This is a genomic window from Pseudomonas sp. MIL9 (assembly GCF_016887925.1).
GTDB classification, from domain to species: domain Bacteria; phylum Pseudomonadota; class Gammaproteobacteria; order Pseudomonadales; family Pseudomonadaceae; genus Aquipseudomonas; species Aquipseudomonas mohnii.
On the sequence record NZ_JAFEHE010000011.1, the window covers coordinates 1 to 19,365 of the forward strand.

16 protein-coding genes and 1 other RNA gene are annotated in these 19,365 nt (G+C 55.3%); 7 read left to right on the forward strand and 10 right to left on the reverse strand.

Annotated elements, in window-relative coordinates:
* Positions 1-162 precede the first annotated feature (162 nt).
* From JQF37_RS13560 to JQF37_RS13580, 5 genes are all read right to left on the reverse strand, one after another.
* Positions 163-858, reverse strand: a complete 696-nt coding sequence (locus JQF37_RS13560) for a hypothetical protein (RefSeq protein ID WP_130205840.1) — start codon at positions 856-858, stop codon at positions 163-165.
* 128 nt (positions 859-986) lie between these two features.
* Positions 987-1,202 (reverse strand): hypothetical protein, encoded by a 216-nt coding sequence (locus JQF37_RS13565; protein ID WP_130205842.1) that lies wholly within the window; start codon positions 1,200-1,202, stop codon positions 987-989.
* Between the two features lie 195 nt (positions 1,203-1,397).
* The gene (locus JQF37_RS31830) at positions 1,398-2,396 is read right to left on the reverse strand and encodes a cell envelope integrity protein TolA (protein WP_130205844.1); all 999 of its coding nucleotides are present in this window, start codon (positions 2,394-2,396) and stop codon (positions 1,398-1,400) included.
* A gap of 1,348 nt (positions 2,397-3,744) precedes the next feature.
* Positions 3,745-5,316 carry a hypothetical protein gene (locus JQF37_RS13575; protein ID WP_130205846.1) on the reverse strand — a complete coding sequence of 524 codons (1,572 nt, stop codon included), beginning with the start codon at positions 5,314-5,316 and terminating at the stop codon, positions 3,745-3,747.
* A 317-nt stretch (positions 5,317-5,633) separates the two neighbouring features.
* On the reverse strand, positions 5,634-6,941 hold the full coding sequence (locus JQF37_RS13580; protein WP_130205848.1) for a site-specific integrase: 1,308 nt from the start codon (positions 6,939-6,941) through the stop codon (positions 5,634-5,636).
* 128 nt (positions 6,942-7,069) lie between these two features.
* On the opposite strand from JQF37_RS13580, the gene ffs reads away from it, so the two are divergent.
* An RNA gene (gene ffs, locus JQF37_RS13585) (signal recognition particle sRNA small type) lies at positions 7,070-7,154 on the forward strand.
* Positions 7,155-7,330: 176 nt separating this feature from the next.
* Here ffs and JQF37_RS13590 read toward each other — a convergent pair.
* Complete coding sequence (locus JQF37_RS13590; protein ID WP_047531444.1) at positions 7,331-7,657, reverse strand: helix-turn-helix transcriptional regulator; 327 nt, start codon at positions 7,655-7,657, stop codon at positions 7,331-7,333.
* 287 nt (positions 7,658-7,944) lie between these two features.
* Here JQF37_RS13590 and JQF37_RS13595 point away from each other — a divergent pair, with 287 nt between their 5' ends.
* A complete protein-coding gene (locus tag JQF37_RS13595; RefSeq protein WP_130205850.1) occupies positions 7,945-9,681 on the forward strand; it encodes an EAL domain-containing protein in 1,737 nt (578 codons plus the stop codon).
* Here the strand turns inward: JQF37_RS13595 and JQF37_RS13600 are convergent.
* Positions 9,648-10,400: a transporter substrate-binding domain-containing protein gene (locus JQF37_RS13600; protein WP_130205852.1), complete on the reverse strand. Its 753-nt coding sequence runs from the start codon at positions 10,398-10,400 to the stop codon at positions 9,648-9,650. The genes JQF37_RS13595 and JQF37_RS13600 overlap by 34 nt on opposite strands.
* Positions 10,401-10,537: 137 nt before the next feature.
* Here JQF37_RS13600 and dnaX point away from each other — a divergent pair, with 137 nt between their 5' ends.
* From dnaX to JQF37_RS13625, 5 genes are all read left to right on the forward strand, one after another.
* Positions 10,538-12,604, forward strand: coding sequence for a DNA polymerase III subunit gamma/tau (dnaX, locus tag JQF37_RS13605; RefSeq protein ID WP_130205854.1), 2,067 nt, complete (start codon positions 10,538-10,540; stop codon positions 12,602-12,604).
* A gap of 67 nt (positions 12,605-12,671) precedes the next feature.
* On the forward strand, positions 12,672-13,010 hold the full coding sequence (locus tag JQF37_RS13610; protein WP_008028561.1) for a YbaB/EbfC family nucleoid-associated protein: 339 nt from the start codon (positions 12,672-12,674) through the stop codon (positions 13,008-13,010).
* Positions 13,011-13,187: 177 nt separating this feature from the next.
* A complete protein-coding gene (locus tag JQF37_RS13615) occupies positions 13,188-14,222 on the forward strand; it encodes an NADP-dependent oxidoreductase (protein WP_130205856.1) in 1,035 nt (344 codons plus the stop codon).
* Positions 14,223-14,293: 71 nt separating this feature from the next.
* Positions 14,294-14,896 (forward strand): recombination mediator RecR, encoded by a 603-nt coding sequence (recR, locus tag JQF37_RS13620; protein ID WP_008050204.1) that lies wholly within the window; start codon positions 14,294-14,296, stop codon positions 14,894-14,896.
* 179 nt (positions 14,897-15,075) lie between these two features.
* Entirely contained in the window at positions 15,076-16,224 is a 1,149-nt protein-coding gene (locus JQF37_RS13625; RefSeq protein WP_130205858.1) for an acyl-CoA dehydrogenase family protein, read from the forward strand.
* Positions 16,225-16,352: 128 nt separating this feature from the next.
* Here the strand turns inward: JQF37_RS13625 and JQF37_RS13630 are convergent, their stop codons facing one another.
* The 3 genes from JQF37_RS13630 to hemN all read right to left on the reverse strand — a co-directional run bounded on the left by JQF37_RS13630 (position 16,353) and on the right by hemN (position 19,190).
* Positions 16,353-16,901 (reverse strand): adenine phosphoribosyltransferase, encoded by a 549-nt coding sequence (locus JQF37_RS13630; RefSeq protein ID WP_130205860.1) that lies wholly within the window; start codon positions 16,899-16,901, stop codon positions 16,353-16,355.
* Positions 16,902-16,979: 78 nt separating this feature from the next.
* Positions 16,980-17,714 (reverse strand): fumarate/nitrate reduction transcriptional regulator Fnr, encoded by a 735-nt coding sequence (fnr, locus tag JQF37_RS13635; RefSeq protein WP_204149680.1) that lies wholly within the window; start codon positions 17,712-17,714, stop codon positions 16,980-16,982.
* Between the two features lie 93 nt (positions 17,715-17,807).
* On the reverse strand, positions 17,808-19,190 hold the full coding sequence (hemN, locus tag JQF37_RS13640; RefSeq protein ID WP_130206054.1) for an oxygen-independent coproporphyrinogen III oxidase: 1,383 nt from the start codon (positions 19,188-19,190) through the stop codon (positions 17,808-17,810).
* Positions 19,191-19,365 lie beyond the last annotated feature (175 nt).

Genomic DNA, 19,365 nt, shown 5'->3' on the forward strand with positions numbered 1-19,365 from the left:
ATTCGATGACCTTCCTGTCGGTAGGCCGTCATAAACGAAAACGTGGAAAAAGCCAGATGACTTTACCGGACACTTACGATTTTTTGATCCGACGATACCAATAAGGTGGATCGATTTAGCCCCTTTAGCCCTTTCTGAGAGCACGTAGTCGGTCCCCCCGTGTCACCCCTTTTTTAGCCGATTCGTGATGTAGACGATGGATGTTGCTGCGAACTCAAGGAAAAACTCTGCTTCTGCCTTTGAAAGCCTTGACTCGATTGTGCCACCGTGCCTAACGAAATCTTTGTTACTCGCATAGCCATAGGCTTGGGTAATCAAGCGTTCAATATCAGCGTCAAGCTTTGCTTGTCTGATGATCTTGCCGAGCGTTCCGTTCGGCTCATTCAGAAGCACCATGAGGCTTGATTCAACGGAGCTGATTGACTCCTTTATGGAGTTTTCGAAGTCAGGCGTTGCTGAGTAGATGAAGTTCTTCGCCTTTAGCCATTGCGCACGGATTGGCGTCAGTTCGTTGGCCAACGCTTCATTTGCTTTGGCCCAATTCCTAGATGATGGCGCGTGTCGTTGTATCCGTTTTAGGTCGAGCAAGACATCTGCATAGAGTTCCTGCACGTAGACACGCCGACTAGCATAGGTGCTCATTACCTGGAGCTTGCAAAATGCCATGAAGACTTCGAGAGATTTGTGCGGGTTGGGATTCGCATATTTCGCTTCTTCCAGATCAATCGTCACCTCCGCATAGAGCTCTCGGTATTCGGCAGGTTGAGTAGAGGTCCGGCCATCGGTGGCAAACGCGATCATTAATGTCTGTATTGCTATGACCTTAGCGCCAAGTTCTATCGCCTGCTTGCTATCCATAAATTACTCCTGGCTTCCTGGTGATCATATTACCCCAGCTTAATCAGGGCTTGGAGGTGAGGAAGACGGGAGCTCTATTTGAACACCACAGTGGCTCTTTCCTTGATCCTAGGCGTCTTTGATAGCGGTTATTGCCTCAACTTGAGAATCCCAGCGGTGATGGCCGAGGCATTTGTGTCGAGTGTATCCAGCGCCGTGATGGCGTTGTTATGTGCTTCGGGCGAACCAGTTGACCTTGCCCACAAGGCGACTTCTTCAATTGCTGCGGCTAGTGCGTGCTGGTTGTGCAGTAGCAAGGTCAGTACGTCCGCTGTGGCGATGTCGGCATCTGTGTTGTCTGGCATGGTGGTCATCCTTGAATGGGTTGTGATCGAATGTGGGCTGCCGGGATCGAGCAAGCAGATTTTTAATAGTCCAAGCCCACTGCGGAATGACGCTGGGGGCTGGGCAGTGGATATTTGGCTATGGTGACCCCAGCATCGAAGACGCGCATATCACGCATCCTCAACGCATCTCACGTGCATGTTGGGCCCCATTGATTACAAGGCTAGATCATCAGGCGTTACCGTCATCCTGAATGAACTGTACTGTTGGAAATCACTAGGCCTAAGCCCCTGCATTTCTGGCAATCGACCGACGTTTTTGACAGCAGCCACCGCCGAGTTATCGTATGGAGTATCTCCACTGGACCTGGCTACACTGACTGACTTCATTGAGCCATCCGGTAACATATTGATCTGTAGTACGACCTTCATGCCTTTCTTTGCTGACGGTGGGCGAGCCCAGCCTTCTGATGCCCGAGCAAGAATCAGATCTTGGAAAGTGCCCGTAACTTCTTCACCACCATGATCGGCTGGTTCCTGCTGGCGCTCAGGTTTATCTATAGGCTGACGTTCAGGTTTGTCTATAGCTATAGGTACTTGTCGCACTTCCTCCACATGTTTCGCTGGGCGTGAGTTTTGCGAGGGTTTATCATTTGTGGTTAATCGAGTTACCACAATATTTCCGAACCGGTCCGTGCCAATAACACGTACAAGCTGCCCTTGCAGCTGTCGACCGTTGAAGTCTCCATTTTCTGAGGTTATTCCAAGACCCGATAACCCACTAAATGCAACAACGTAGCATATGCCTGGATCGCACATGGTGATGACAGAGGCTTTGTCTAGCTTGAACAGCTTGTTCTTGAACCAGTCTAACCCCTTATCTTTGTTGTTTTGTAGTGCTTCTGATAGCCCCCCTGAATACTTCAAGTTATTGGCATTTTCTATCGATTTTAGCTGTTTGATAGTTCTAGCATCTTCTACCATCCGAGCCTTGGCATATTCTGCGGCCTTTGCCTTAGCTTCCGCCTCGGCACTTTCTTTGGAATGGAACAACGTTTGGGCAGAGGTATCGCCGTTTTCGGCCATACTCTTGTTTTCGATTAGATCCTGCGAAGCATGCGTATAGAGCGCCGTCTGCATGAGGCAAAGCCCCAGAAGCAACGGACGTGCATAGCAATTCCAACTCTTTTTCACGAATGATTGGCCCACTTCCATATTCTCACGGTATCCAAAAAAAACGAGTCTAAAGGAAAAATCTGAACTATGGCTAAATGATGGCGCTTTTTTAAGCTTCTAACTTAGAGCCTAGTTCCAATCAGGCCACGGGGATCCAAATAGGGCTTCAGCCCCTAAAATTGGGGGATATCAAATTTTAGGTCGGGAAGGTAGGCTAGATTAGGTTTTATCCAGCCTTGTTACACAACCTTTTGACGTTGCTTAGACTGACTCCTAGGCCAGATGCTGTGGCTGATTGGACGAACCCCTTGGATTTTAATTCCTGTACTTTGGGTGTGGGTGTCGCAGTCGACCGACGCAGATCGAGCGCACTTATGCAGGCCTAAACCGTTCTGAGGTTCGAGGTGCTTCAACAGTGCCTTGATATCGTCGCTTCTCATTCTTTATAAGTTTGGTTAAGTTTGAAGGTGGGATAAAATTAATGGTATAAGCCCCGTTTTCAGGGGCTTTTCATGCGAATTTATTTCTGAAGGTTATTTGGTCTGTTGTATTGCGTCCTCTAGGATGCCCCCAATTTATTAGGTCATAGGATGGAATGACTCAGCTCGAAATATAAAAAGGCACATTAGGCCAGTGCTATGTGGTCTGGTCGCTCTATCATACTGTTGTTTAAAGAAGTGCCTCTAAATGGCGTGTTTTGGCGCATTGGTATGACGGTTCTGTTACTTGTCCTAAGGTTCATAGGCTGTGGTCAGCGAATGTTGTGACATTAAAAATAACAAGAAACCATTTTACATTAATATTTCCTGTTATTTTATGCTGGTTGTAATTTTACTCAAGCTGCATAGTGTTTGATGCGGAACTTCTGATTCATACCCGATGTAGCGCCAGGGGCGATGGAAACGGATGTGCTTATTAAAGATCTATGCTTTCAAGCCATCATATAGAATCTCTAGGGTTATGTTCCATTAGGTTTGATTACACGAGCTCGCGAGTGTGCCCGGTACGGGCTCAGAGAATAAACATGAACTGATGAATATCTTTGACTTTTAAATAATTTAATAGCGGCTAGTGTCGTTGATAATATTTAAGGTTCGAAGCCGAAGGCTGAGACTATCCAGTTCTAGTTGTTTCTAAGTCTAGAGCTATCATAGTGTTCATGGGTTTGGATAGCCGCGCTTCGCACGGAGAACGCACTTCGTGCCTTCTAATTTGGTCTTCGATTGTTATGGCTAATAGAGCTCTAGAAAAACTTAAAGCTTTTAGACTTTTAGAAGCTTTAAGGCTTTGAAGTTTTTATAAGCGGCTATATCTCTAAGAAGTATTCTTAGGGTTGCGGCCGTTTTATGCAGACTAGCCGCCCAGCTTTCACAGGGCGGAATCAGTATTATACGAAGAACCGTTCAAGACCTTCGACAGGCTCGGCTGGTAAGCTTTCGCGTACATTCTTTGTCCATGTTCGGGCAGTTCTCTTTGCTACGCTCCAAAGCTCCACCAAGGCGTTATTGATATCGGCTTGTTTGGTGCCTTTGTATAAAGCTTGTTTGATAAAGTTTACAGCTTTAGCTTTTTCGTCGGGTGAGACTTTAGACCTGCCATCTGGTTTTTCGATGGTTAAAGCAAGGCAATCGTCAATGATTGCATTTGTCATATAGGTTGATTTTAGATAATTTGCGACTGCCATATCTTGCACGTAAAAATAAACGGAACTCGTATTGCCTCGAGTTCGAATTGCAGTTCGAGTTAAAGCTTGTAAACTAGCCTCGTATTTATTTTGTACGATCCACGCATCATTAAGGCTCGCTACGCTGATATTGTGCTTGTCACTGATCATTTTAAAGCTTCTCTTGTCATTGGGGCTTGGATTTCCGCCAAATAACAAAAGTGCGGCATTACTGTCTTGATAGCAGTTGAGGCCACGGCAGTCCAGTTGAAGAAAATCAATTTTTTTCATTGCCTTCAAATTTGACGGGGCATAACGCTCGCTAAATTTCCCCCATTTATTTTGTACGATCAACAGTTTGCTGCTAGGAGTGTGTTGTAGTGCGGTTTCGAAAATTTTATCAATAATCTGATCATTTGTTCCGGTGTGGATATGACTTTGGTCGCCTTGTTCATTTCCTAATACTTTACGTTTTGACCAGTGACCATTCAGCATCGGGTAAATATAAGTATCGCACATGTAACCGGGTGACTCAGGAGTAAACTCCGATTTTTTGTAGTGGTACCCTAATTTCTTAGCAAAAAGGTCGAAGATACCTCCGTCGATATTTGCTGCCAAAATGTGTGTTCGCCGAGCTCGGTCAATTTGGGGGAAGATAGACCGTTCAACAATGATGTGGAAAGTTATCTTTCCACCATCTTCCACATCAAAATGAACGATATTACCGGTCAGAATGGCGTCATAAATTTTATGTTCCAATCCGGATAACGTGGACGCATATCCATTATTTGTCAAAGATTCTTTGTAAGTCTTAACCTGTTCCTTGATTGCCGCAAGCTGCCTGTCCTTGATTTTCAGTTGGTTGTTAAATACATCAGTTGCAGCGAAAATTGTTATTGCATCCCAAGCCTTTACGGTAAAGTGATTGATATCAATGACCGACGGAACTTCGTCAATGATCAAAATGTAGGGTTTAAGAAGGTTGGGATCTACGCGTCTCAGTGAATCATGCGTGATGATAATCAAAGAGTCATTTCCATTTGTCAGAGCTTCGGTCAGCACTTTGGTTACTGATGTTTGATTGTGCTTAACTTCGTCCTGCTCACTGTTGATGATCCTAGGGGTTAGCTTCGCTGTGTTCATGGAGCTAACAATATCATTATTTAATTTTAATGTAGGAAGCGCCATTACAATTTTGCATCCGTGTTTAATATAACCTGGAATCTTGTTGATTACGGCTTGGGTCTTCCCAGCGCCTGGTGCCGCAATGGCGGTGTAAATAGATTTAGTGGGCATTACTAATGTACCTTTTTATGGTTGAATTAATCCTAGCTGATAATGGCGGGGATCGTCGGTGTCAGCGGGGATTTCGTTTTTGTTGAGCTGATCTTACTACTGATTCCGGTGATTCTAAACAGAATCTAAATTTTTAATTTGGGGGTGTAAGAATATTGTTGGGGGCTTGTTTGTTTGTATTGAATAATGATTTGATTAAATCGTTATTGGCGCTGTTTTGTTGGTGGTGTGCTGTGGTGTTAGTTGTTTGCTTTTAGTTTGATTTAATTATTTGGGGTGCCTTCTCGATGGATACAGCTTTGAGAGGCACCCCTTTTTTATTCGCCGGGTATCAGCTCAATGTGTCGCAGTGCGTCCACCATTGCCTTCAATGGGCTGCGACTGCCGTAGATGCTGAACGTCACGGCACCGTCCTCGTGTCCTGCTATTCGCTTGATTAGAGAGTCCTGGGCTCCGGAGTCCCGAAGATCATCGATCAGAGTATGTCGAAAGCTGTGGAATGTTTTCTTGGAGTCGGTGATCCCGCGTTTCACCTTGTAACGTCCGAACCATTTGGATGGTGCATGGCCCAGCTTTCCTCGTACGGGGTCAAGTTCAGGGAACAGGCGATCTGCCCCAGTGGCCCTGACTGACTCAACATGGCGTAGCAGGCCAAGTTCGACCAGATTAGGGTGAATGGGTAGTACACGTCGGCTACTGGAGTTCTTCAGATTCTGGCCTTCACTGTTGTCATCGATACGGATGCATTGAATACCCTGTTGCTGGATAAAGTCGTCAACACGCAGTTGGCATAACTCTTCCAGTCGAGCTCCGGTGGCTCGCCCCATGAGCGGTAGCCAGTACCGCCAAGGATGTTTACGAGCTTCGGCTTGGAGCACATTGAGGTCGAGGAGGATAGTCAGGTCGTGTTGGTCGAAGGACAGGCGTGCTTCCTTGGCCGCTCCAGTCATTACTTTCAGTCCCACCAGTGGATTCTCCGTTATGTACCCGTTGCCCTTGCACCAGTTAAGAAAGGCAGAGAGTTTACGTAGCCGATTGTTCACCGTAACCGCCGTGATCGTTTTGTACGTGCCAGCCGACTCGACAACCTGTCTCAAAGTCTTTTCTGCGAACTCAGGGCGTATGCCGAAGTATTGAGGACAGCGGCTTAACCGTTCTTTCAGTAGGCGGGCTTGCTGAGCGTCGAAGCGTTCAACGGGCATGTCCCCCATCAGCTCGAATAGATCGCGTAGGGAACGTTCCACCTCGAAGGTGCTTACCGTCCGCCATGTACCACCGCGTTTGCCTTCTTCTATATAGATCTTTGACAGGGAGGCCAGGGTAGGGCCGTCGCTATTCCGTATCGGAGAATTGGTTGGTGCCTTCCGTGTGACAGGTTGGATCGTTGGCGTAGGGCTAGAGTCTCGCCACCCTGAACACAGGGTACGGAGCGTCTGAAGGTCTGCCAGAGGGTGTTCGGATAGGTGTTCATGCACTTGTTGGGCGAGGGAAGCCGCGAGAAATAGGGCGCTCTGACGGTGCCGAATATTCAAACTCAAACGCAAAGTGTTACAGCGTGGGAAGAGGTGCTTGGGTAGCCGGAGGTTCAGGTAATAGAAGGCTCCGCGTCGGATCAGGTAGGCCATGTGTGTGACACCCATGTGTGACAGCAAAGTGTGACAATGCTGGCTACACCCCGAGTGCTGACAGTCCGTACTGAGTGCTGGGACGGATGATTTGAAGCGACCTCAACAGCCTGAAACCCCCGTAATACATGGCCCCGCAACGATTACCCGTGAACCTGGTCAGATCCGGAAGGAAGCAGCCACAGCGGGAACATTGTGTGCCGGGGTGTGGCTGGTGGGGTTGCCTCCATAACGCACCGCGAGCCCTCTCTCGCGTTATCTGTTCAAACACACTCTTCATTGCGCTGCCATGGATCTTGTCCATTGCGGTTTTTTGCCGTCTGCGATTTGCGGTTCAGGTACAAAAAAGGAGGCCGACCTGTCGAGTGCGACAGGTCGGCCTCTCTTTTTCATTTTCTGCCATTAGGCTTGGACAAGGCCTGGTCAACCGCTGCAATCAGCTTTCCCAGATCATTTGGGGTTGCTTTATGAATGACATCGAACAGATACGCCCGCTGTTCATCTTCATCGCCCAAATCTGCGAAAAAGGCTTTCAGCTTCACGCCCAGCACATCGGCTAGTTGGAACAGAACGTCCACGCTGGGGGTATAGGTGCCGGTTTCGAAGCGGCTGATGGTTTTGGGGTCAAAACCGGTTCTTTCGCCAAGTTCAGCCTGAGTAAGCCCCGCGACCTTGCGGTAGCGCCGGATGGCTGGACCCAAACTTGAAATTTGCATTACTCAATTCCCATTTAGAATCAAGAACTTAACGATAGATTTTTGCATTAGACAACTGCTTGATCCATCACCTTGCTTTGCAAAATGTGATGTGTTTCGTAGAATTGCCCGCCAGTCAGGGCTTCAGTGACCGGATTTCAGAAATTTGAATAATGTGAAGAAGCCAGCACGGCACGCGCTCGGGCAGTTGCGTTCCTGTTAAACCAGCTCTCTAAACCTGCCGAATTTACCATTGTTGGTGGTGCGCCCTTGAATCAGGCGACCGCCAGCAACAGCGAGTCTGACTCATGGACGAGAAATACCGCAGGGCCGTCGATGCCGCCGCTATCTTTTCCGAGACCGACCTTTCCGGCCGGATCACCCACGTCAATGATCAGTTCTGCGCCATTTCCGGCTACAGCCGTGAGGAGCTGCTAGGGCAGAACCACCGCATGCTCAATTCCGGCATGCACTCCACTGATTTTTTTGCCGGAATGTGGCGCACCATCGCCTTGGGAAGCGTCTGGAAGGGCGTAATCTGCAATCGCGCCAAGGACGGCAGCCTGTATTGGGTCGAAAGCTCCATGGTGCCCTTGCTCGACAGCGTCACCGGGCGGGTCGAGCGTTATGTCTCCATACGTTTTGACATCAGTGAGAAGCATCAGTTGCTGCATTCCCTCCAATGGCGGGTCGGGCACGATGTACTGACCGGGCTGCCCAATCGCGTATTTCTCTCGGAACTGCTGGATCAGGCACTGGAATTCTCGCGCCAGGAGAGTATCCCGCTGGCGGTGTGCATGCTCGATCTCGATGGCTTCAAGACCGTCAACGATAGTTACGGGCATGCCAGTGGCGATCTGTTGCTGGTGGAAGTGGCCAGACGCCTGCGCGACATCGTGCGCGGCGAGGATGTGGTGGCGCGGCTGGCCGGTGACGAATTCGTGCTCATCTTGCGTTATGTGCGCGACTTGGTGGAGCTGCGTGCGGCGCTGAACCGGGTGCTGGGGACGATCTCGGTGCCGTATTCGGTGCACGGCAAAGACATCAATGTGTACGCCAGCATTGGCGTCACGCTGTTCCCCCACGACAACGAAGACGCTGAAACCCTGCTACGCCACGCCGATCAAGCCATGTACGTAGCCAAGCAGAGCGGGCGCAAGCGTTTTCATGTGTTTGACGTGTCACGGGATCGCGAAGGCAAGGCTACGCACCAGACGGTCGAGCGGGTGCGCCAGGCGCTGGCCTCCGATGAGTTGCGCCTGCATTTTCAGCCCAAGGTCAATATGCGCCGCGGCGAAGTCGTGGGTTTCGAAGCCCTGCTGCGCTGGGAGCATCCACAGGAAGGCCTGGTGGCGGCGAAGGAGTTTCTGGTGCTGGTTGAGGAGACAGACCTGATTATCGAAATCGGTGAATGGGTCATGGATCAGGTGTTGTCTCAGTTGGATCGTTGGCAGCAGGCCGGGCATGACTGGCCGGTAAGCGTCAATATCGCCGCGCGGCATTTTCAGCGGGCGGATTTTGTCGAGCGGCTGGGAAACCTGCTTTCGCGCTACGCACGGGTCGCACCGCAAAAACTCGACCTGGAAATCGTCGAGTCGGTCGCCATCGAGAACATTCAGCACGTCAGTGACTGCCTGCGAGCCTGCCAGGCAATGGGGGTGCAGTTTTCATTGGGCGATTTCGGTACCGGTTATTCATCCCTGAGCTACCTCAAGCGCCTGCGCACCCAAACCATCAAGATCGATAAATCTTTTGTGCGCGACATATTGCATGACCACGATGACCTGGCCCTCACGTCCGCCGTGATTGGCTTGGCGCGGGCGTTTGGTCGGCAGGTGATTGCCGAAGGGCTGGAAAGTGTCGAGCACGGTGAGTTGTTGCTGCAGTTGGGCTGCGAAGTGGCGCAGGGCTATTTCATTGCCCGGCCGATGCCGCCCGCAGACGTACCGGGCTGGGTCGCGGGTTTTGTCGCGCCCGCCCAATGGCGTCTCAGGGATGAAACGGCCCGGGATCAGGGATTGGTTTCGGACTTGTCGCCAATGTAAAGCCCGATGATGGCGTCGATCTCGCCGGACATTTTCATCCGCAGCAAGGTGCGCAGAATCCGTTGCACCGGCACCTCGGGATCGTTGCGCACATAGCAGCCTACGTGCTGTACCTGCAGCACCGCGACACTCTGCAGTCGCTGCTCCGGCGACAGGCGCTGATTGAACCATTCCAGCGACCATTGATTGCTGACGGCGTACCGATTGCGCCCCGCCTGGAGCTTTTGCAGCACCTGTTCCTGATTGCGAGCGTCGTCGCGGTGCAACTGGCTGCTATCGAACAGCGGCTGCAGGGTCGGATAGCTATAGCCGAGCACCGTGCCGATGGACTGATGCGATAAATTCTCCGGATTCACCGAGGCGAGACCGGGAGGGCGGCTGATCAGCATGTCGGGTTGGGTCCAGAGCGGGATGCTCCAGATGTAGTCACCGGACTGGTTCGGCAACCAGGACTGCGCGGCATAGCAGCGGATATCGACCTCGCCGTGCTCCATGGCGCTCTGCACCCGCGCCCGAGGCAATACGTGAAACTCCGCCGGGACGCCGACCTGGCTCGCGAGACTGAGCATCACGTCGTACAGAATGCCCTGGGTCGGTCGGCCATGTTCCAGTTGCACCATCGGCATCGCCCAACTGTCGGGCACCACAAAGCGCAACGGCGCACCGGCGGCCGCTCCGTTCAGGCTGATCAACAGCAGTGCCCCCAAGGCCAGCCGCATAAACGCACCAATGGATCTTTGAAACAAATAGCCCCCAAAATCGAGCTTAGCCAGATTAGACGAGCGCACCGGATGCAATTTTGCCCTTGCTCCGCTAGCATTAGCCGCTTCAGCTTCCTTCGTTGCGACGGTTTTCGATGAGTTATCAGGTTCTTGCACGTAAATGGCGTCCGCGCTCGTTCCGCGAAATGGTCGGCCAGACCCATGTGCTCAAGGCTCTGATCAATGCCTTGGACAGCCAGCGGCTGCACCACGCCTACCTGTTCACCGGTACGCGCGGGGTCGGCAAGACCACCATCGCGCGAATTATCGCCAAATGCCTGAACTGTGAAACAGGCATCACTTCAACGCCTTGCGGCGAGTGCTCGGTGTGTCGCGAAATCGATGAAGGCCGTTTCGTCGACCTGATCGAGATCGACGCCGCGAGTCGCACCAAGGTCGAAGACACCCGCGAACTGCTCGACAACGTGCAGTACGCCCCAAGCCGCGGACGCTTCAAGGTTTACCTGATCGACGAAGTGCACATGCTCTCCAGCCATTCCTTCAATGCGCTGTTGAAAACCCTCGAAGAGCCGCCACCCTACGTCAAGTTCATCCTGGCCACCACTGATCCGCAGAAACTTCCTGCAACGATTCTCTCCCGGTGCCTGCAGTTTTCCCTGAAGAACATGACCCCGGAGCGCGTCGTCGAGCATTTGACCCACGTGCTGGGCGTCGAGAACGTGCCGTTCGAAGACGATGCGCTGTGGTTGCTGGGGCGCGCCGCCGATGGTTCGATGCGCGACGCCATGAGCCTGACCGACCAGGCGATTGCCTTCGGTGAAGGCAAGGTCATGGCCGCCGATGTGCGGGCAATGCTCGGGACACTCGATCACGGGCAAGTCTATGACGTCCTGCATGCGCTGATCGAAGGCGATGCCAAGGCGTTGCTCGAAGCCGTTCGGCATTTGGCCGAACAAGGCCCGGACTGGAACGGCGTACTCTCGGAAATTCTCAACGTGCTGCACCGTGTCGCCATCGCCCAGGCCTTGCCTGAAGGCGTCGATAACGGCCATGGTGATCGGGACCGCGTGCTGGCACTGGCCCAGGCGCTGCCCGCCGAAGACGTACAGTTTTATTACCAGATGGGCCTGATCGGCCGCCGCGACTTGCCGCTGGCGCCGGACCCCCGCGGCGGCTTCGAAATGGTGTTGCTGCGAATGCTCGCCTTCCGGCCCGCCGACACCGCGGATGCCCCGAGGCAACCGCTAAAGCCAGTGGGGATCAGCCAGGCCACAGTTGATTCCGCCAAATCCGTGGCTGCCGCGCCCGTTGTTGCGCCGGTGGTCGCTGCGGCAGTTGCACCCGTGGCGCCCGCGCCTGTCGTGGCTCCGGTAGCGTTGCCTGAGTCGGTCGCGGTGCCTGAGCCCGAACCGCTGGTCGAGGCGGTCGTGGTCGAAGAAGTGGTCGACCTGCCGTGGAATGATCCAGTCGAACCGGAAGTCGTCCAGCAGCCAGCGGTCGAGCCGGTACTGGAAACCGCCAGCGAACAACCCGAATTGTCTCCGATGCCGTTGCCGACGCCCGACAGCGTGGTGCCGGACGCGCCGGAGTGGGCCGCCGCGCCTATTCCGGAACCCTCGGTGGCCGAGGTCGATGCCGCCACGCCGGGCATGGACCTGGACGACGAGCCGCCGCTGGACGAGGACTACATCGAGCCGGACATGGACTCCGCCTACAGCTACCTCGACGAACTGGCCAGCGAGCACGCCGCCGAGCCTGCCGCCGAACCGGAGCCCGAGCCTGCCGCCGCGCCGGCCACGGGACTGGCCCTGCAATGGCTGGAACTGTTCCCGAACCTGCCGATCTCCGGCATGACCGGCAGCATCGCCGCCAACTGCACGCTGATCGCCGTTGATGGCGACAATTGGCTGTTGCACCTGGACCCGGCCCACAGCGCCTTGTTCAACGCCACCCAGCAACGCCGCCTCAACGATGCGTTGAATCAGTACCACGGGCGTACGCTGACCCTGACCATGGAGTTGATCAAGCCCGAGCAGGAAACCCCGGCCCAGGCCGCGTCGCGCCGTCGTGCCGACCGCCAGCGCGAGGCCGAGGAGTCGATCCATGGCGATCCGTTCATCCAGCAAATGATGCAGCAGTTCGGTGCGGTGATCCGTAACGATACTATTGAACCTGTCGAAGCTCTGGTCAGTCAGGGCTAATAACTGAGGGCGTTCGGCCAGCAGGGCCGGGCGCTGTTTTTATCCAAGTACTTTTGAGGTGATTCCCATGATGAAAGGTGGCATGGCCGGCCTGATGAAGCAGGCGCAGCAGATGCAGGAAAAAATGGCCAAGATGCAGGAAGAGCTGGCCAATGCCGAAGTCACCGGTAAGGCCGGTGGCGATATGGTCACCGTGGTCATGACCGGTCGTCACGACGTCAAGCGCGTGACCATCGACCCAAGCCTGGTCGAAGGCCTGAGCGAAGATGACAAGGAAATGCTGGAAGCGGTGTTCGCGGCAGCGGTCAACGACGCCGTGCGCAAGATCGAAGCCAACAGCCAGGACAAAATGTCCGGCATGACCGCAGGCATGCAACTGCCACCGGGCATGAAACTGCCGTTCTGATTCGCCTTCAGGCGTCAGATGAGCTACAAAAAAATGCCAGGCATCGCGCCTGGCATTTTTGTTTCCGGCTGATCGCGATGGCGTCAACTCGGCAAAACGGAAGAATCATCGAACGCAGTACCGCCACAAAGGTCTTCTCCCTATACCACCGAACTCAACGATCAAGGAGACGCTGACATGTCCGACCCTATGACCCTCAACCAACGTATCGTCCTGGCCTCCCGCCCGGTGGGTGCGCCGACGCCCGAGAATTTCCGCCTGGAGCGGGTCGCGTTGCCCGAGCTGGCTGAGGGTGAGGTATTGCTCAAGACCCTTTATCTGTCGCTGGACCCTTACATGCGCGGGCGCATGAGTGACGCGCCGTCCTACGCCGCGCCGGTGGAAATCGGTGGGGTGATGACAGGTGGCGCCGTCAGCCGGGTCGAGCGTTCGCTCAATCCCAGGTTTCAGGAAGGCGATCTGGTGGTCGGCGCCACGGGTTGGCAAAGCCATAGCATCAACGACGGTCGCAGTATTGTGCCGGTGCCGTCGGGGCTGCCGAGCCCGTCGATGGCCCTGGGTGTCCTCGGCATGCCGGGCATGACCGCTTACATGGGCTTGATGGACATTGGCCAGCCGAAGTCCGGCGAAACGCTGGTGGTCGCGGCCGCATCGGGTGCAGTCGGCTCGGTGGTCGGGCAGGTGGCGAAAATCAAGGGCTTGCGCGTGGTGGGCGTGGCCGGTGGCGCGGACAAGTGCCGCTACGTGGTTGAGGCGTTGGGCTTCGACGCCTGTATCGACCACAAGAGCCCAGACTTCGCCGATGAGCTGGCCCGGGCCTGCCCCAAAGGCATCGATATCTATTATGAAAACGTCGGCGGCAAGGTGTTTGACGCGGTCGTGCCACTGCTCAATCCCAAGGCGCGGATTCCGCTCTGTGGGTTGATCGCTTCGTACAATGCCAGCGAGGCGCCGAGCGGTCCGGATCGCCTGCCGCAATTGCAGCGCACGCTTTTGACCAAGCGCGTGCGAATTCAGGGCTTCATCGTGTTCGACGACTATGGCGACCGTCAGCCGGAATTCGTCAGTGCCATGGCGCCGTGGGTGCGCGACGGCAAGGTCAAGTTCCGCGAAGACGTGGTCGATGGTCTGGAGCAGGCGCCCGAGGCGTTCATCGGTCTGCTGGAAGGGCGTAACTTCGGCAAACTGGTGGTGCGGGTCGCAAAAGACTGACGCTGCAATTTGACGCTAATCAGAGGCGCGGGTATAAACCGCGTCTCGTTGTTTTGTCGGATTTTTCCCCCATGAGCTTCAGCCCTTTGATTCGCCAACTGATCGATGCCCTGCGAATTTTGCCTGGTGTAGGTCAGAAAACCGCCCAGCGCATGGCGTTGCAGTTGCTCGAACGTGATCGCAGCGGCGGCTCGCGCCTGGCGTTGGCCTTGAGTCAGGCCATGGAAGGTGTCGGACATTGCCGTTTGTGCCGCACCTTGACGGAAGATGACCTTTGCCCGCAATGCGCGGACACTCGCCGCGACGACACCCTGCTTTGCGTGGTGGAAGGGCCGATGGATGTCTACGCCGTAGAGCAGACCGGGTTTCGCGGTCGCTACTTCGTGCTCAAAGGCCACCTGTCGCCACTCGACGGGCTGGGGCCGGAAGCCATCGGCATTCCGCAATTGATGGCGCGAATCGAAGAGGCGGGCACGTTTGCCGAAGTCATTCTCGCCACCAACCCGACCGTGGAAGGTGAAGCGACTGCGCACTACATCGCCCAATTGCTCAGCAGCAAAGGCCTGATCGCCTCGCGCATCGCCCATGGCGTGCCATTGGGCGGCGAGCTGGAACTGGTGGATGGCGGAACGCTGGCGCATTCGTTTGCCGGGCGTAAGCCGATCAGTTTGTAACTTGTGTCGTTTGGGTTGACGTCATCGCGAGCAGGTTTTTTGTGTGCACCGCAAATCCAATGTGGGAGCGAGCCTGCTCGCGATGCGGGCGACACGGTCTATCTGACACACGCACAATCCTGTTGAAAACCAAGCAAGCGCTCGGTTAACGTCGCTGAACCCTTCAGTGGAGTTCGCCGATGTCTGCCTTCCAGGAATACTTCGACCCCAGCCACCAATTGGTCCGCGACAGCGTCAGACGTTTCGTCGAGCGCGAGATTCTTCCGGACATCGACCAATGGGAAGAAGCCGAAAGCTTCCCCCGCGAGCTCTACCTCAAGGCCGGTGCGGCGGGCATTCTCGGCATCGGTTACCCCGAGAGCCTGGGTGGCAGCCACCAAGGTGATCTGTTCGCCAAGGTCGCCGCCAGCGAAGAATTGATGCGCTGTGGCTCGGGTGGCCTGGTGGCGGGGCTTGGCTCGCTGGACATCGGCCTGCCGCCGATTCTCAAGTGGGCCAGGCCTGATGTACGTGATCGGGTTGTGCCGCAGGTGTTGTCCGGCGAGAAAATCAGCGCTTTGGCCATCACCGAACCCGGCGGCGGTTCCGACGTTGCCAGCCTGCAGACCCGCGCCATGCGTGACGGTGACTTTTACCGGGTCAGTGGCAGTAAAACCTTCATCACCAGCGGCGTGCGCGCGGATTTCTACACCGTCGCCGTGCGAACCGGTGAGCCGGGTTTCGCCGGCATCAGCCTGTTATTGATCGAGAAGGGCACGCCCGGTTTCACCGTGGGGCGTCAGTTGAAGAAAATGGGTTGGTGGGCCTCGGACACCGCTGAACTGTTCTTCGACGATTGCCAGGTGCCTGTGGGCAATTTGATCGGCAGCGAGAACATGGGTTTTGCCTGCATCATGGGCAACTTCCAGAGCGAGCGCCTGGCCCTGGCATTGATGGCCAACATGACCGCTCAGCTGGCGCTGGAGGAAAGCCTGAAATGGGCGCGGGAACGCGAGGCCTTTGGCAAACCCATCGGCAAGTTCCAGGTGATCAAACACCGCCTCGCCGAGATGGCTACGGCACTGGAGGTGTCGCGCGAATTCACCTACCGCCAGGCGGCGAAAATGGCCGCGGGGCAGAGCGTCATCAAGGAAATTTCCATGGCCAAGAACTTTGCGACGGATACGGCGGATCGCATCACCTCGGACGCGGTGCAGATTCTGGGTGGCATGGGTTACATGCGCGAAAGCCTGGTGGAGCGGTTGTACCGGGATAACCGGATTCTTTCGATTGGCGGCGGTACGCGGGAAGTGATGAACGAGATTATCAGCAAGCAGATGGGGCTATGACAGGCTTTGGATTGATGTTGTAGCGACCGACGCTATCGCGAGCAGGCTCGCTCCCACAGAATTTTGTGAACTCCACAAATCCAATGTGGGAGCGAGCCTGCTCGCGATGGCGCCAGTGAAGGCGCCGCTTACCTGTCGGTCAGCGCAAACTGCGTCAGGCAGAACGTCGCAATTCCCATGTCTTCCAGGCGCCGCGACCCGCCCAGCTCCGGCAAATCAATAATCGCCGCCGCTTCATGCACCCGTGCGCCCATGCGGCGGATCAAGTTAGCCGCTGCAATCAGGGTGCCGCCGGTGGCGATCAGGTCATCGAACATCACCACTGAATCGCCTTCGCAGAGGCTGTCAGCGTGCACTTCCAGAAAGGCTTCACCGTATTCGGTCGCATAGCCTTCGGCCAGCACATCGGCGGGCAGCTTGCCTTGCTTGCGGAACAGCACCAGCGGTTTGTTCAACTGATAGGCCAGCACTGAACCGATCAGGAAACCACGGGCATCCATGGCGCCGATGTGGGTGAAATCAGCCTCGACGTAGCGATGGGCAAAGCTGTCCATCACCAGGCGCAGGGCCGTGGGCGACTGGAACAGCGGGGTGATGTCACGAAAAATCACCCCCGGCTTGGGGAAGTCGATCACGGGGCGAATGAGGGATTTGATGTCGAAGGAGTCGAAGGCCATCGTCAAGGTGTCCTGGCAGGGCTGCAAACGGCGCAGTATACCCGCGGCTGAAACGGTTCGCTCAACCGCGGATCGAGATCAGCCTTCGATCGAGCCGCCAGCCAGTGCACAGAGCTGGATCGGATCGAGAATCTGGATTTCCTTGCCTTCGGCGGCGATCAGTTCGTTCTGCTGGAAGCGCGTGAACACCCGCGAAACGGTTTCCACCGCCAGGCCCAGGTAGTTACCGATTTCGTTGCGGGACATGCTCAGGCGGAACTGATTGGCCGAGAATCCACGGGCGCGGAAACGTGCCGACAGGTTGACCAGGAATGTGGCGATACGCTCGTCTGCGGTCTTTTTCGACAGCAGCAGCATCATCTGTTGAACGTCGCGAATCTCGCGGCTCATCACGCGCATCAGCTGACGGCGCAGCTGCGGCAGTTGCAGGGCCAGTTCGTCGAGACGTTCGAAGGGGATTTCACAGACCGACGTGGTTTCCAGCGCTTGTGCCGACACCGGATGTTTCTCGGTGTCCATGCCCGACAAGCCGACCAGTTCACTCGGCAAGTGAAAACCGGTGAGCTGTTCTTCGCCGACATCGCTCAGGTTGAACGTTTTCAACGCACCGGAGCGTACGGCATAAACGGAGTCGAAGGTGTCACCCTGGCGGAACAGAAACTCGCCTTTTTTCAGCGGGCGGCCACGTTTGACGATTTCATCCAGGGCATCCATGTCTTCCAGGTTGAGTGAAAGTGGCAAACACAGTGGGGCCAGGCTGCAATCCTTGCAATGGGCCTGATTATGAGCACGCAACTTTACTGGCTCAGACATTTCTTCAATCCTTGTGGGAAAACACGCGTAAGACGTAAGGGTAACCCACCGAAGGACATGGAGGCCAGCGTACGGCGGATTTGCCGTCAAGACTTAGATCACGCGGGAAAACCGCTGGCGATTGTGATGTTCCAGGTACGCATCAAAAACCATGCAAACCGAGCGTACCAGCAGGCGGCCGGCCGGCAGCACGGTGATTCGTTCATTGTCGAGTTCGATCAGGCCATCCTTGGCCATATTGTGCAGCTGTGGCCAAAGCTCGCCGAAATAGCCCTGAAAGTCGATGTTGAAGGCTTGTTCGATCTGGGCGAACTCCAGGCTGAAATTGCAGATCAGTTGCTGAATGACCGCACGCCGCAGCCGGTCATCGGCGTTGCACAACAGGCCGCGGCTGGTGGCCAGCTGTGAAGAGTCCAAAGCGCTCTGGTACTGATTCAGGTCGCTGCTGTTCTGGCAGTACAAGTCGCCGATCTGGCTGATCGCCGACACGCCCAGCCCGATCAGATCGCAATGTCCGTGGGTGGTGTAGCCCTGGAAGTTGCGTTGCAGGGTCGATTCTTCCTGGGCCATCGCCAGTTCGTCGTCCGGCAGGGCGAAGTGGTCCATGCCGATGTAGCGATAACCGGCAGCCGTCAGTTGCTCGATGGTGCGCTGCAACATTTCCAGTTTCTGCGCGGGCGTCGGCAGTTCGTTGCTGTTGATCCGCCGTTGCGGCATGAAGCGTTCCGGCAGGTGAGCGTAGTTGAACACCGAAAGACGATCGGGTTGCAGGTTGATCACTTCTTCGACGGTGCGGGCGAAGTTGTCCGGGGTTTGTCTTGGCAAGCCGTAGATCAGGTCGATGTTGATCGAACGAAACTGCAAGGTGCGGGCGGCGTCGATCACGGCGCGGGTTTCTTCAAGACTTTGCAGGCGATTGACGGCACGCTGCACTGCGGGGTCGAGGTCTTGCAGGCCGATACTGACCCGGTTGAAACCCAGCTCCCGGAGCAACCCCATGGTCGACCAGTCGGCCTCGCGAGGGTCGATCTCGATGCCGTAGTCGCCGGAATCGTCGTCCAGCAGATTGAAATGTTTGCGCAGGTGAGCCATCAGCTGACGCAGTTCGTCGTGACTGAGAAAGGTTGGCGTACCGCCACCAAAGTGCAGTTGCTCGACTTTTTGCGCAGGGTCGAGGTGGCAGGCGATCAACTGGATTTCCTGTTCCAGGCGCTGCAGGTAGGGCTGGGCGCGGCCGCGATCCTTGGTGATGACTTTGTTGCAGGCGCAGTAGTAGCAGATGTTGGCGCAGAACGGCACGTGCACATACAGCGACAACGGGCGCTGGGCCTTGCGGCTGTCGCGCAGGGCGTGAAACAGGTCGAACGTGCCGACCTGGCTGTTGAATTGTACGGCGGTCGGGTAGGAGGTATAGCGCGGCCCCGCCAGGTCATAACGGCGGATCAAATCGGTATCCCAACGAATGGCGTCGAGCATCATGCGGGCGTTCCCCCGGATAGGCTTGCAGTGTCGGCCAGTCTAGGGGTTGCGTCGATTGGACATCTTGATTTGCGTCAAGGGTCGGAATTCGTGCTGTCAGTGCGGGCCTCATCGCGAGCAGGCTTCCCACATTTGGAATGCATTCCCCTGTGGGAGCGAGCCTGCACGCGAA